A 13,391-nucleotide genomic window follows, 5' to 3' on the forward strand; every position below is an offset into this window, starting at 1 on the left:
GTCCCCCTTCCCAAAGGGGGAACGCAGCTTCTTCCCCCTTTCCAAAGGGGGAGGAGGGGGATTCCGGGTCTCACCCCGCCGTTTCCGCCAACCGCCGCAACGCCGCCGCGAGAGCGGGGTTGTCCTCCACGCAGCGCGCCGTCGCGCCGAGTTGTTTGCGGGCGTCGTCCGAGAGTCGGCGGGGAGGCCGCGGCGCCGCCGCCGGTCCGGCCATGGGACGCACCCGGATATCCACGCGCGGCACGTCGCGCCGCATGCGCTGGGCCAGCGCCCGGCGGATCGTGTTCTGCTGATAACGCAGCCGGGTGGCCCAGCCGCCGTTGGCGACATGCAGGACCAATCCCCGCTCGTCGCAGGCCGCCACCCGCACCTGATCGCGGGCCTCGGCGGGCAATCCGTCCCGGACAACCGCCTCAATTTCTTGCAGAAACGCGACGCGCCTGAGTACACTCGCAAGTGTCTGAGGGGGCGACCGTAATAAATCGTTAACGGAACGGGGCGGTTTTCTCATTACCGAGGCGACCGGCCGGGGCACGAAATAGCCATAGTCATATGGACATCATACTGATCAGCCACGAGCGCGGACAGAGCCTGCGTCTGCGGGTGCAGCCGCGTTCCCTGAAGCTGCTCGCACCTCTGGTCCTGGTCCCGGCGATGCTGCTGGGCGCGGCGGGTTGGGCCGGTTACGCCCTGGCGCCGGACGCCCGCGGTGTCGACCGCGTGCTGGAGGCCACCGCCGTCTGGGACAAGCAGGTGTCGGCGCAGCGGCGGGAAATCGCGGACCTGCGGCAGCGCATGGACGATAACCTCCATGCCCTGGCGCAGCGTCTGGGCCAATTGCAGGCGCACGTGACCCGGCTCAACGCGGTCGGCGAGCGCATGACCCTGATGGCCGAACTGGACACCGGGGAATTCGATTTCAACAACCCGCCGCCGCTCGGCGGTCCCGAGGAGCAGACGGTGGCGGGCTCGCCGCCGTCCGTCGACGAGTTCCGCGCCGCCCTCGATCGCTTCTCCAGCGAGCTGGATGCCCGCGAGCGGCAGATGCGCGTGCTGCGGGACCTGATGGTCGCCGGCGAGCTGCGCGAGGAGGTCATGCCCTCGGGCCGGCCGGTCAAGAGCGGCTGGGTATCCTCCGGTTTCGGCGTACGCACCGACCCGTTCACCGGCCGCCGTACCAGCCATCACGGCATCGATTTCGCCGGCGCCCTGGGCACGGAGGTCATCGCGGTGGCCTCGGGCGTGGTCAGCCTCGCCGAACGTCGCTCCGGCTACGGCAACGTGGTGGAGATCAACCACGGCAACGGTTACGTGACGCGATACGGCCACAACCAGAAGCTCCTGGTATCGGTGGGCGAGCGCGTGAGCAAGGGTCAGCTCATCGCCAAGATGGGCTCCACCGGCCGCTCCACCGGCCCGCACGTGCACTTCGAGGTGCTGCGTAACGGCCGGGTCGTGAACCCCACCTCGTACATACACGCGTCGCGTTGAGCGCGGCGCGTGCCGTTGCGGGCTTCTTCAGGCCTCCGGTTTCGCGTTCGATGTCTGCCGGCCCGGCCCCGTGGCCGGCAATGCGCAATCCCGAATCCAAACGTGACGCGTGCCGGCCGCCGGTCGGCTGAAATCCGCCCGTTCCCTGCGGTATGATGCCTGCCTTCCGTTGTCGAGGCGCGGGGCACTTTCCGCCGTGCGCGCTGTCACACCCGAGGTCCGATGGCTAACTTTTTCACTCAGATATTCGGCAGCCGGAACCAGCGGGTCCTGAAACGGCTACGCAAGGATGTGGCCAAGATCAGTCCGCTGGAGGACGAGCTGCGCGCGCTCCCGGACGACGCGCTGCGCGCGAAGACCGAGGAATTCCGCAAGCGCCTGGGCGACGGCGCCAAGCTCGACGACCTCCTGCCCGAGGCCTTCGCCGTGGTCCGCGAGGCGGCCCGGCGGGTGCTGGGGCTGCGGCATTTCGATGTCCAGATGATCGGCGGCATCGTCCTGCACCAGGGCAAGATCGCCGAGATGAAGACCGGTGAGGGCAAGACCCTGGTCGCCACCCTGGCGGCCTACCTGAACGCTCTGGAGGGCGAGGGCGTCCACGTCGTCACCGTCAACGACTACCTCGCCAGCCGCGACGCCGAGTGGATGGGTCGTATCTACCGGTTCCTCGGGTTGACCGTCGGCACCATCTATTCCGGCCAGCCCACCGAGGACAAGCGGGCCGCCTACGCCGCCGACATCACCTACGGCACGAACAACGAGTTCGGCTTCGATTACCTGCGCGACAACATGGCCTTCTCGCCCAAGGACCGGGTGCAGCGGGGCCGCCACTTCGCGATCGTGGACGAGGTCGACTCCATCCTGATCGACGAGGCGCGCACGCCGCTGATCATCTCGGGGCCGACCGACGATGATCCGCAGCTCTACCAGCGCATCAACAAGCTGATCCCCCGCCTGGAAAAGCAGGAGGAAGAGGAAGGGCCGGGCGACTACTCGCCGGACGAAAAGGCCAAGCAGGTCTATCTCACCGAGGAGGGCCACCAGAAGGTCGAGACGCTGATGCGCGAGGCCGGGCTGCTCGCCGAGGACGAGAGCCTGTACGACGCCAACAACGTGATCCTGATGCATCACGTGAACGCGGCCCTGCGCGCCCACACGCTCTACCAGAAGGATGTCGACTACATCGTCACCGACGGCCAGGTGGTCATCGTCGACGAGTTCACCGGCCGCACCATGCCCGGCCGGCGCTGGTCGGACGGCCTCCACCAGGCGGTGGAGGCTAAGGAAGGGGTCAAGATCCAGCAGGAGAACCAGACGCTGGCCTCGATCACCTTCCAGAACTTCTTCCGGCTCTACGACAAGCTCTCGGGCATGACCGGCACGGCCGACACCGAGGCCTTCGAGTTCCAGTCCATCTACGGGCTGGAGGTGGTGGTCATCCCCACCAACGAGCCGATGATCCGCAAGGACCTGCCGGACCTGGTCTACCTGACCATCCAGGAGAAGTTCGAGGCGATCGCCGACGACATCCAGGAGTCGCGCGAGCGCGGCCAGCCGGTGCTGGTGGGCACGGCCTCGATCGAGGCCTCCGAGCACCTGTCCGACCTGCTGCGCAAGCGAGGCGTCAAGCACGAGGTGCTCAACGCCAAGCAGCATGAGCGCGAGGCCGAGATCATCGCCCAGGCCGGCCGGCCCGGCGCCGTGACCATCGCCACCAACATGGCCGGCCGTGGCACCGACATCGTGCTCGGCGGCAATCCCGAGCCGGAGCTGGCCGAGTTGCCCGAGGACGATACCGAGGGCCGCGAGCGCATCCTGACCGAATGGCGCGAGCGCCACGAGCAGGTCAAGCAGGCCGGCGGCCTGTATGTGATCGGTTCCGAGCGGCACGAGTCGCGGCGCGTGGACAACCAACTCCGCGGCCGTTCCGGCCGCCAGGGCGACCCCGGCGCCAGCCGCTTCTACCTGGCGCTGGAAGACAGCCTGATGCGCATCTTCACCCCGCCGCGCCTGCGTTCCATGCTCCAGGGCATGGGCCTGGAGAAGGGCGAGGCGATCGAGCACCGCTGGGTCACGCGGGCCATCGAGAACGCCCAGCGCAAGGTGGAGTCGCACCACTTCGACATCCGCAAGCAGCTCCTCGAATACGACAACGTCGCCAATGACCAGCGTCAGGTCGTGTACGAGCAGCGCAACGAGCTTATGGAGGTCGAGGAGGTCACCGACATCGTCGAGAACATCTGGAACGATGTGGTCCAGGAGGTGATCGACGAATACGTGCCGCCCAAGAGCCTCGAAGAGCAGTGGGATATCCCCGGTCTCACCGAGGCGATCAAGCGCGAGTTCGGCGAGGACCTGCCCATCCAGGAATGGCTGGACGAGGACAGCAAGCTCGACGAGGAAGCGCTTCGCGAACGTATCCTGGACCGCGTCAAGGCCGCCTACGACGCCAAGCGCGAGGCCGCCGGCGACGAGGTGATGAACAAGATCGAGAAGGCGGTGATGCTCCAGGTGCTGGACTCGCTGTGGCGCGAGCACCTGGCCGCCATGGACTATCTGCGCAAGGGCATCCACCTGCGCGGCTATGCGCAGAAGAATCCCAAGCACGAGTACAAGCGCGAAGCCTTCGAGATGTTCAACCAGATGCTCTCGCGGCTGAAGCACGAGGTCGTCACCGTGCTCGCGCGGGGGCAGGTCCGTGCCGAGATCGACGAGGAGGCACGCCAGCAGTCGCAGGAGCGCATCCGCGAGCTGAACTACCAGCATGCCGAGGCGGCCAGCGCCGCCGAGCAGGCCACCGCCGCCGCCTCCGCGGCGGCCGCGGGTGGCGCCCAGGGCGGTGGTGGTGTCGCGCCGGCCGCCGGCGGTCCGCTACCCGGCCTGGGCGGCGGCCAGGCACCGCGTCCGGCGCCCGCGCAGGGCGGCGGCAATGCCGCGCAAAGGCCGCAGCGCCAGGCGCCGGCCCAGAGGCCCGAGACCTTCGTGCGCGACGACCGCAAGGTCGGCCGCAACGAACCCTGCCCCTGCGGCTCGGGCAAAAAGTACAAGCATTGCTGCGGTAAATCAGCCTAAAGTCCCCTCTCCCCCTTTAGGGGGAGAGGGTCAGGGTGAGGGGGCGATACAAAGGCACCTTCATCCGGGTCTTCTCCCCGAGGGGGATGGGTTCTGGAATCAAGCCCATGGCCGTCAATCTGAATCCACCTGAAGACCTCCTGCCCATCCCCGGCATTAGAGTCGGCACCGCCGAGGCCGCGATCAAGCGGCCGGGCCGCGATGATCTCGCCCTGTTCGAGCTGGCACCGGGATCGCACACCGCCGCGGTATTCACCCGCAACGCCTTCGCCGCCGCGCCGGTTGTCGTAGCGCGCGAGCACTGGTCCGAGGCCGAGCCGCGGGCGCTGCTGGTCAACAGCGGCAATGCCAACGCCGGCACCGGCGCGCGCGGTCTCGCAGACGCGCGCGAGAGTTGCGAGGCGGTCGCACGCGCACTGGGCGTGACCGCCGACGCCGTCCTGCCGTTCTCCACCGGCGTGATCGGGCAGCCGTTACCCATGGATCGCCTGGGCGCCGCCGTGCCCCGCGCCGTGGCCGATCTGCGCGACGACGGTTGGCTGGACGCCGCGCACGCCATCATGACCACCGACACCGTGTCCAAGGCCGCCTCGCGTCGGGTCGGGCTGGACGACGGCGAGGTCACGCTCACCGGCATCGCCAAGGGCTCCGGCATGATCCGTCCGGACATGGCGACCATGCTGGCCTTCGTCGCCACCGACGCCGCGATCGAGCGATCCGATCTGCAGGCAGCGCTGTCGGCGGCCGTACGCGATTCGTTCAACAGCATCACCGTCGACGGCGACACCTCGACCAACGATGCCTGCCTGGCCGTGGCCACGGGACAGGGCCGCGCCCTGGGACCTGACGATGCCGGCTGGGCGCGGTTCACCGCCGCGCTGACCGATCTTTGCACCGAGCTGGCCCAGGCGATCGTGCGCGACGCCGAGGGCGCGACCCGCTTCATCACCATCGAGGTCGCCGGTGCCCGCGACGAGGCCGAGGCCCGCGCGGTCGGGTTTACCGTGGCGCACTCGCCGCTGGTCAAGACCGCCGCCTTCGCCGGCGACCCCAACTGGGGTCGCATCCTGGCCGCCGTCGGTCGCGCCGGACTGGACGACCTGGATATCGCCGGGGTCGACATCGCTCTCGACGACGTCGCCATCGTCCGCGGCGGCGAGCCGGCCGGCGAATACCGCGAGGCCGACGGCGCCGCCGTGATGGCCCGCTCCGAGTTCGCCATCCGCATCGACCTCGGCCGCGGTTCCGCCCGCGCCCGCATCTGGACCTCGGACCTGTCCTACGAGTACGTCAAGATCAACGCCGAGTACCGGACCTGAATTAAGGGGACGGTATACTTAATTCCAAGAAATTAAGTATACCGTCCCCTTAATTTTGTAGTGCAAGGAAAACCGTGACCATCGCCAACGACGAAGCGAGCCGGGAGAAACCGTTCCTCTATATCGCCGTCGGTGTGCTGCGCGCCGCCGACGGCCGGGTGCTGATCGCCAAGCGGCGGCCCGGTAAGCCGGGGGCGGGCAAGTGGGAATTCCCCGGCGGCAAGCGCGAGCCCGGCGAGGCCGTGGCGGAGGCGTTGGCGCGGGAGCTGGACGAGGAACTCGGCGTACACGTGCGCGAGACCCGGCCGCTGATCCGTTTCGCCCACGATTACAGCGATCGCCGGGTGCTTCTGGATATCCATCTGGTCGAGTCCTGGGGCGGCGTAGCGTACGGCCGCGAGGGCCAGGAACTCGCCTGGAGCCGGCCCGAGCGGCTCGACGAATACGACTTGCTGTCGGCGAACACCCCGGTCGTCGCGGCCCTGCGATTACCTCCCCGGTACCTGATCACCCCCGCGCCGGACGATGACACGGCCGGCTTCATGGCCGCGGCGGAGCGGGCCTTGGCCGGTGGCCTGCGCCTACTGCGCCTGCGGGCCTGGGATCTGGACGATGATGCCTACGAGGTCCTGGCGCGCGAGCTGCAGTCGCTGGCCGCCGGGCATGATGCGGCGTTGTTGCTGGACCGGGACGCCGTCATGGTCAAACGCGTTGGCGCGGCCGGCTTGCACCTGACGGCACGCGCGCTGCGTTCGCTGGCGCGGCGTCCCCTGCCGGCCGGCTTCTGGGTCGGGGCGTCCTGTCACGGTCGCGCCGACCTGGAACGCGCCATCGGTCTGGGCGCCGATTTCGCCACCCTGTCGCCGGTCGCGGCCACGCCCAGCCATCCCGATGCGGCGCCGCTGGGTTGGGAAGGTTTCGCGCGGGCGCGCGAGGGTCTGGCCCTGCCGGTCTACGCCCTGGGCGGCGTCGGGCCCGAGGAATGCGATGCCGCCTGGGAAGCGGGCGCGCAGGGCGTTGCCGGTATCCGGAGCCTGTGGCCGGGCCGATAGGGTAATTAAGGGGACGGTATACTTAATTTATAGAATTAAGTATACCGTCCCCTTAATTCAGTGCCGGCTTTCGGTGGGTCCGTCCCAGGGCTCGCCGGTCCCACTCTCCGGATCCGGTTCGCCAGGGATGTGGTGTTCCTCGCTGAGCCATTCGCCCAGGTCTATCAGCTTGCAGCGGCGGCAGCAGAAGGGCCGCCAGGGGTTGTCCTTGCCGGCCGAGGCCGGTTCGCCGCAATGGGGGCAGGGGATCTGTCCTCGGGCCATGATTCCGGTCGTTCGGGGTTAGAGGTGGCAGCAGGCCATGCGGAAAACGATGTCGCGCTCGGTCTGGCGCGCCCGTAGCTCGCTGCCGGATTGCTCCATGAAGCGCACCGTTGAGCGGTGCCGGCCGGCGCTGATCTCGGGGTAGACCGCCTCCGCCGCCGGCACGAACACCCGGATGAGCTGGGCGTCGCTGTCGGTGTTGTGGACCAGTACACCGCCTTCCGCGGTGTATTCGCGCGCGTCGGCGCTGTCGCGTACCAGCCGCAGGATCAGCGAGATGGCCTGGCGGAAGGGTTTCAACTGCCGGCCCCAGACGTCGAGTTGCTCGGCCTGATGCTCCGCCGGCCGGCTCAGCCAGTACTGGTAACCGGGCAGGTCGAAGCCGCAGGTACCGCCGGGTATGGCGCTGCGGTTGTTGATGCTGTTGAGCAGCTCGTTGTCGCGGATGGTGTAGGAGGCGAACTGCGGCGGGATGTTCTGGATCTCGCGGCCGAGGGCCGCCAGATCGGACAGGATCCGGTCCAGGCGTTCGTGGTCCACGCCCGAATGGTTCTGCAGCCGGCTGAGAGTGTTGTGCTGCTCGGCGAGTTCCTTGCCGACTTCGGTGCGCAGGTCGTGGCGGGAGAGAACGGTCAGGATGTCGAGTAGGGCGGCCACCGCGGCGCGTCGTCCCCATTTACTGGCGTCGGCCTCGTGATGGACCATCTGCGCGAACAGATGCTCCAGACGCAGGAAGGTCCGGGTGCGTTCGTTCAGCGGTTGCTCGTAACAGGTATGCGGCGACTGGTCCACGCGAAGCGGTACTCCCCGCCAAAAGCAATGATTGTACTACCCGGATGGCGCGCTATCGCAACAGGACATGGCGGAGGCGCCTCTTGGGGGTAGAATCAATTAAGGGGACGGTATACTTAATTAACGCCTAATTAAGTATACCGTCCCCTTAATTGCCTTAATTGGGTGTCTCAGCCCGGCAGGTGCATCGACGGCAGATGGTCCACCTCGCCCCGCGCCAGCCGCGAGTAACCCGCGTGCAGCGCCGCCGCCAGGTCGGCGATGTCCTTGTAGGGGCCGGTGTTGATGAGAACGTCGTCGGCGGCCGCCAGTCGCATCTTGCGGGTGTCCTGGGCCGCGATCATCTTGCGGGCCAGGGTCTCGTCGATGTTGTCGCGCGAGGTCAGGCGCTCGACCTGGACGCTTTCGGGCGCGTCCACCACCAGGATGCGGTTGACCAAGTCACGCATGCCGCTCTTGATCAGCAGTGGCACCACCAGGATGCAGTATTCGCTCTTGGCGTTGCGGCTGAGTTCCGCGAGGCGCTCGCGGATGCGGGGATGCATGATGGCTTCCAGGTCGTGACGGGCCTGCTCGTCGTCGAAGATGATCTCGCGCAGTTCGCGCCGCCGCAGCCGGCCGTCCTCGTCGATCACGTCGTCGCCGAAGCGCTGCCGGATTTCCTCCAGGGCGGGCTCGCCGGGCTCGACGATGTCGCGGGCGACCTGGTCGGCGTCGATCACGTCCACGCCCAGGCGCTCGAAGGAACTGGCCACCACCGACTTGCCGCTGGCGATTCCGCCGGTGAGGCCGACTATCAGATTGGAACTCATTGTCAGTTGAGGCCGGCGATCTGGAAGTAGGCGCGGGCAATTGTATCGCCTGCCACCAGCGCCAGCCACCCGGCGGCGGCCAGGAACGGCCCGAACGGCATCGGCACCTCCCGGCCCATGCGGCCGGAGAAGGTCAGGGCGATGCCCACGATCGCCCCCACCGCGGAGGCCAGCAGGATCACCTGCGGCAGGGCCTGCCAGCCCAGCCAGGCGCCGACGGCCGCCAGCAGCTTGAAGTCGCCGTAGCCCATGCCCTCCTTGCCCGTGATGAGCCGGAAGCCGTGATAGACCGACCACAGCAGCAGGTAGCCGGCCACCGCGCCGATGATGGCGTCGGCCGGCGTGGCGAAATACCCGCCCAGGCTGGCGATCAGGCCCAGCCAGAGCAGGGGCAGGGTGAGGTTGTCCGGCAGATACTGGGTGCGCCAGTCGATTCCGGTGAGCGCCAGCAGGGTCCAGGTGTAGGCCAGCGCCAGCGCCGTCGGCACGCCGACCCCGAAACGCCAGGCCACCGCGACGCCGAGCAGGGCCGCGGCCAGTTCCACCAGGGGGTACTGCCAGGCGATGCGGGCCCCGCAGTCCGCGCAGCGACCGCGCAGCAGCAGGAAGCTGATCAGGGGCACGTTGTGCCAGGCCCGGATACGGGCGCCGCAGGCCGGGCATGCCGAGCGGGAGGCCACCAGGCCGGGTGCCTCGTCCGGCGCGCCGGTGTCCTGCCCCAGGATCTCGGCCGCGCTGGTGCGCCACTCGGCTTCCAGCATCGCGGGCAGACGCAGGATCACCACGTTCAGGAAGCTGCCGACGAGCAGGCCCAGGACGAAGATCGAGCCCAGATACAGGGCGGGCTCGGCGGCGAGCAGCTCAAGCACGATTCGGCTCCCTTATCCTTTTCGTTGATCGTGTTCCGGCCCGGCCGTCGCCGTGCGTGTGCGGCGACGGGACGTCTGCTCAATGCTAGACGACCGACCCGAGCTTGAAGATCGGCAGATACATGGCCACCACCAGGCCGCCCACGAGCACGCCGATAACCGCCATGATCAGGGGTTCCAGCAGGCTCGACAGGGAATCCACCTGGTTGTCGACCTCGGCCTCGTAGAAATCCGCCACCTTGGCGCACATCGAGTCCAGGGCGCCGGATTCCTCGCCGATGGCCACCATCTGGATGGCCATGGACGGGAACAGGCCGGTGTTGGACATGGCCAGTTGGAGCTGCTGGCCGGTGGAGACCTGCTCCTGCATCTGGAAGATGGCTTCCTCGAAGACGATGTTGCCGGCCGCCTTGGCCACGGACTCCATCGCCTCCACCAGCGGCACGCCGGCGGCGAACATGGTGGACAGCGTGCGCGCGAAGCGGGCCACCGCGGCCTTGTAGAGGATGTCGCCGACCACCGGCAGCTTGAGCGTGAGGCGGTCGATCAGGCGGCGGAACTTACGCGATCGCTTGTGCAGACGTGCCAACCCGAACGCGGCGGCGCCGATGGTGCCCAGGATCGCCCACCACCAGGCCTGCACGAACTTCGACAGACCGATCACCAGTAGGGTGAAGCCGGGCAGGTCGGCGCCGAAGCCCTGGAACAGGGATTGGAACTGCGGCACCACGAAATAGAGCAGGATGCCCATGACGATGATCGCCACCACGATCACCGCCGAGGGATAGAACAGCGCCTTGCGGACCTTGGCCTTGATCGCCTCTGTCTTTTCCTTGTAGGTGGCGATCTTGTCGAGCAGGGTCTCGAGCGCGCCGGATTTCTCGCCGGCATCGACCAGGTTCACGAACAGGTCGTCGAAGTAGTCCGGATGCTTGCCCAGGGCCTCGGCCAGGGTGCCGCCGCCCTCGATGTCGTTGCGGATGTTGCGGACCAGCTCGCTGAGGCTGGGGTTCTCGGAGCCGTTGGCGATGATGTCCAGCGACTGCACCAGCGGTACGCCGGCGCTCATCATGGTCGCCATCTGGCGCGAGAGGATGGCGATGTCCGCGGACTTGATCTTCTTCTTTTTCTTGCCGCCGATGCCGAACAGGGTGGTCTGCTTGCGCACGCGGATGGGGTTGATCCCCTGCTTGCGCAGCATGGCCTTCATCATGCTCTCGTTGAGGGCCTCGGTCTTTCCCTTGACCCGGGTGCCGCGGCGATCCGTGCCTTCCCAGAGAAAGGTCTGCTTTTCGGTCAAGGATTCCGCCATGATGCCGGTTACCGTCCCCTGTGATACGTGCCTTATCGGCGGCCCCGCCGCGGACTGTAGGTAGGCGCCGGGCCGCATGGCGAGCATAACGCACATGCGGCGGGGCGAGAATCGCGCAGCGCGGCGGGCTTGCAGTCGCCACCGAGGCATGGGGCATAATCCGCCGCTTGGTGACAAATGTCTTTTTTTGAGGAGGGCCGGACCGTGACCGTCCCGCTGTCGTTCCTGCGCTACCAGGCACCCAACATCGTCGGGATGTTCGGCAACGGCCTGCGCTCGGCCCTGCCGCGCGCCGTCGGCGGCCGGACGCCGGACAGCGCGCCGCTGCATCGGCGGCTCGAGCCCGTGCCGCCGGCGCTGATCGAGGCCTATGCCGAGTGGACCGGCGCGCCAGCCGACCGCTATCGGGACGAGCTGCCGCCGCACCTGTTCTCCTACTGGGCGTTGGGTCTGATCGCGGACCTGACCGGCCGCGTGCCCTACAACGTGCTGTCCATCGTCAACCAGGGTTGCCGGATGGTCGTCCGGCGCCCGCTGCCGACGGACGAGGTCCTGGACGTGACCGGCCGGCTGGGCGAGATCGTCGACGACGGCCGCCGTATCCGCATCGCGACCCATCTGGAGATCGGCACCGACGGCGCGCCCGGCGCGCAGTCGGTGGATGTGCTGACCGCCGTGCCCCACCGCAACCCGAAACGACCCAGGTCGGCCGCGCCGCGGGAGCCGGCACGCACCTTCGAGACTGTCGGCACCTGGTCGGCCGCGGCCGGCGACGGCCGTGCGTTCGCGTTGCTCACGGGCGATTTCAATCCGCTGCATACCCTGGAACTGGTCGCTCGGCGCACCCGCTACAACGGCTGCATCCTGCACGGTTTCGGCCTGTTGTCGCGTACCTACGAGACCCTGCGCAACGCCGGCGTCGACATCGCCGTGTTCGACGTGCGCTACGTCAAACCGGTGCCACTGCCCTCGGCCGAGCTGGCCGTGACCCTGGCGCGCGAGGCCGACGCGGACGGCGGCCGCGCCCTGCGTCTGGCATCGCCGGACGGCACCCTGCACATGGCCGGCCACCTGCACGAGAAGGAGCCCGCGTGAATCACGGTTACGCCGATATCCCCGAGAGTCGCCTGCCGGTCATCGCCGCCGCGGTACGCACCCCCTTCCTGAACTCCGGCGGCGCCTATGCCGACCTGCCGAACCACGAGCTGGGGGCGATCCCGCTGCGCGCCGTGCTGGCGCGCGCCGGGATCGAGGCCCGCGAGGTCGAAAGCGTCGCCCTGGGCTGCGTGGTCCAGGACGTGGAGACCACCAACGTCACCCGCGAGGCGATGCTGGCCGCCGGCTACCCCAGCACGATCCCCGCCGGGACCGTGTCCATGGCCGGCGTCTCGCCCGAGGCCTGCATCGCGGGCCTGTGCGACCAGATCGCGCTGGGCCGCCTGGACATCGCGGTCGGCGGGGGCACCGAGAACTTCTCCGACCTGCCCATCCGCCTTTCCCGCAACGTGCGCAAGCGGGCGGTAAAACTGGCGCTGGCACGCTCGGGCATGGAGCGGCTGCGCATCCTTGCCGGCCTGCGGCCCTCGGATATGGTTCCGGTGCTGCCCAGCGGCCGCGACCTGACCACCGGGCAGACCATGGGCGAGGCCTGCGAAGCCATGGTCCGCCGCTTCGGCATCCGGCGCGCCGACGCCGATGCCTACGCGGTACGCAGCCACCGCCGCGCCGCCGAGGCCTGGGACCGAGACTGGTTCGGGGACGACGTGGTGCCGGTCGACGCCCCCGGCGGCCGCGTCGAGCAAGATGATGCCGTGCGCGGCGACACCGACGAGGCCAAGCTGGCCCGGCTAAAGCCCGTCTTCGACAAGGACGACGGCATCATCACCGCCGGCAATGCCTCGGGCCTGACCGACGGCGCCGCGGCCCTGCTGTTGACCAGCGCCGGTACCGCCCGCGAACGGGGATTGCGGGCGCGCGCCGTCGTCCGCGACTACGAGATGACCGGCGTGACCGATATGCGCACCGAGATGCTGATGGGGCCGGCCATCGCCATTCCGCGCGTGCTGGCGCGCCACGGACTGAGCCACGACGACATCGGCGTCTACGAGATCCACGAGGCCTTCGCCGCCCAGATCCTGGCCAACCAGGCCGGCCTGGCCAGCGATGACTACGCGGCCGGCTACGGCCTGGGCCGTGCCCCCGGCGGCATCCCCCTGGACAAGCTCAACGTCCACGGCGGCTCGCTCGCCCTGGGCAATCCCTTCGCCGCCACCGGCGGCCGCCTGCTCGCCACCGCGGTCCGCCGCCTGGAGGAGACCGGCGAGCGCTACGGCATGATCGCCACCTGTGCCGGTGGCGGTCTGGGCGCCGCGATGCTGCTTGAGAACCGGGCGGCAACCACCTGACGC

Annotated in this window: 12 protein-coding genes; 6 read left to right on the forward strand and 6 right to left on the reverse strand. The window is 68.4% G+C overall.

Annotated features, from left to right (window positions below):
• Window positions 1-70: 70 nt before the first annotated feature.
• Window positions 71-511 (reverse strand): DciA family protein, encoded by a 441-nt coding sequence (locus PC39_RS02115; RefSeq protein ID WP_353251707.1) that lies wholly within the window; start codon window positions 509-511, stop codon window positions 71-73.
• A 41-nt stretch (window positions 512-552) separates the two neighbouring features.
• Between PC39_RS02115 and PC39_RS02120 the strand changes: the two genes are divergently transcribed.
• From PC39_RS02120 to PC39_RS02135, 4 genes are all read left to right on the forward strand, one after another.
• A complete protein-coding gene (locus PC39_RS02120) occupies window positions 553-1,491 on the forward strand; it encodes a M23 family metallopeptidase (protein WP_353251708.1) in 939 nt (312 codons plus the stop codon).
• 222 nt (window positions 1,492-1,713) lie between these two features.
• Window positions 1,714-4,563, forward strand: coding sequence for a preprotein translocase subunit SecA (gene secA, locus PC39_RS02125; protein WP_353251709.1), 2,850 nt, complete (start codon window positions 1,714-1,716; stop codon window positions 4,561-4,563).
• Window positions 4,564-4,670: 107 nt separating this feature from the next.
• Entirely contained in the window at window positions 4,671-5,882 is a 1,212-nt protein-coding gene (gene argJ, locus PC39_RS02130; protein ID WP_353251710.1) for a bifunctional glutamate N-acetyltransferase/amino-acid acetyltransferase ArgJ, read from the forward strand.
• A gap of 74 nt (window positions 5,883-5,956) precedes the next feature.
• The gene (locus tag PC39_RS02135) at window positions 5,957-6,934 is read left to right on the forward strand and encodes a Nudix family hydrolase (RefSeq protein WP_353251711.1); all 978 of its coding nucleotides are present in this window, start codon (window positions 5,957-5,959) and stop codon (window positions 6,932-6,934) included.
• Window positions 6,935-6,991: 57 nt separating this feature from the next.
• On the opposite strand, the gene PC39_RS02140 is transcribed toward PC39_RS02135, so the two are convergent.
• From PC39_RS02140 to PC39_RS02160, 5 genes are all read right to left on the reverse strand, one after another.
• Window positions 6,992-7,198, reverse strand: coding sequence for a DNA gyrase inhibitor YacG (locus tag PC39_RS02140; RefSeq protein ID WP_353251712.1), 207 nt, complete (start codon window positions 7,196-7,198; stop codon window positions 6,992-6,994).
• An 18-nt stretch (window positions 7,199-7,216) separates the two neighbouring features.
• Window positions 7,217-7,990, reverse strand: a complete 774-nt coding sequence (gene zapD / locus PC39_RS02145) for a cell division protein ZapD (protein ID WP_353251713.1) — start codon at window positions 7,988-7,990, stop codon at window positions 7,217-7,219.
• 170 nt (window positions 7,991-8,160) lie between these two features.
• Window positions 8,161-8,802 carry a dephospho-CoA kinase gene (coaE, locus tag PC39_RS02150; RefSeq protein ID WP_353251714.1) on the reverse strand — a complete coding sequence of 214 codons (642 nt, stop codon included), beginning with the start codon at window positions 8,800-8,802 and terminating at the stop codon, window positions 8,161-8,163.
• Window positions 8,803-8,804: 2 nt separating this feature from the next.
• Window positions 8,805-9,671: a prepilin peptidase gene (locus PC39_RS02155; RefSeq protein ID WP_353251715.1), complete on the reverse strand. Its 867-nt coding sequence runs from the start codon at window positions 9,669-9,671 to the stop codon at window positions 8,805-8,807.
• An 85-nt stretch (window positions 9,672-9,756) separates the two neighbouring features.
• Window positions 9,757-10,983 (reverse strand): type II secretion system F family protein, encoded by a 1,227-nt coding sequence (locus PC39_RS02160; RefSeq protein WP_353251716.1) that lies wholly within the window; start codon window positions 10,981-10,983, stop codon window positions 9,757-9,759.
• Between the two features lie 204 nt (window positions 10,984-11,187).
• Here PC39_RS02160 and PC39_RS02165 point away from each other — a divergent pair, with 204 nt between their 5' ends.
• Window positions 11,188-12,078, forward strand: a complete 891-nt coding sequence (locus tag PC39_RS02165) for a MaoC/PaaZ C-terminal domain-containing protein (protein ID WP_353251717.1) — start codon at window positions 11,188-11,190, stop codon at window positions 12,076-12,078.
• A complete protein-coding gene (locus tag PC39_RS02170) occupies window positions 12,075-13,388 on the forward strand; it encodes a thiolase family protein (RefSeq protein ID WP_353251718.1) in 1,314 nt (437 codons plus the stop codon). Before PC39_RS02165 ends, PC39_RS02170 begins: the two co-directional genes overlap by 4 nt.
• Window positions 13,389-13,391: the final 3 nt, after the last annotated feature.

It is taken from the genome of Salinisphaera sp. PC39 (genome assembly GCF_040361335.1).
In the GTDB taxonomy this organism is placed as follows: Bacteria; Pseudomonadota; Gammaproteobacteria; order Nevskiales; family Salinisphaeraceae; genus APNM01.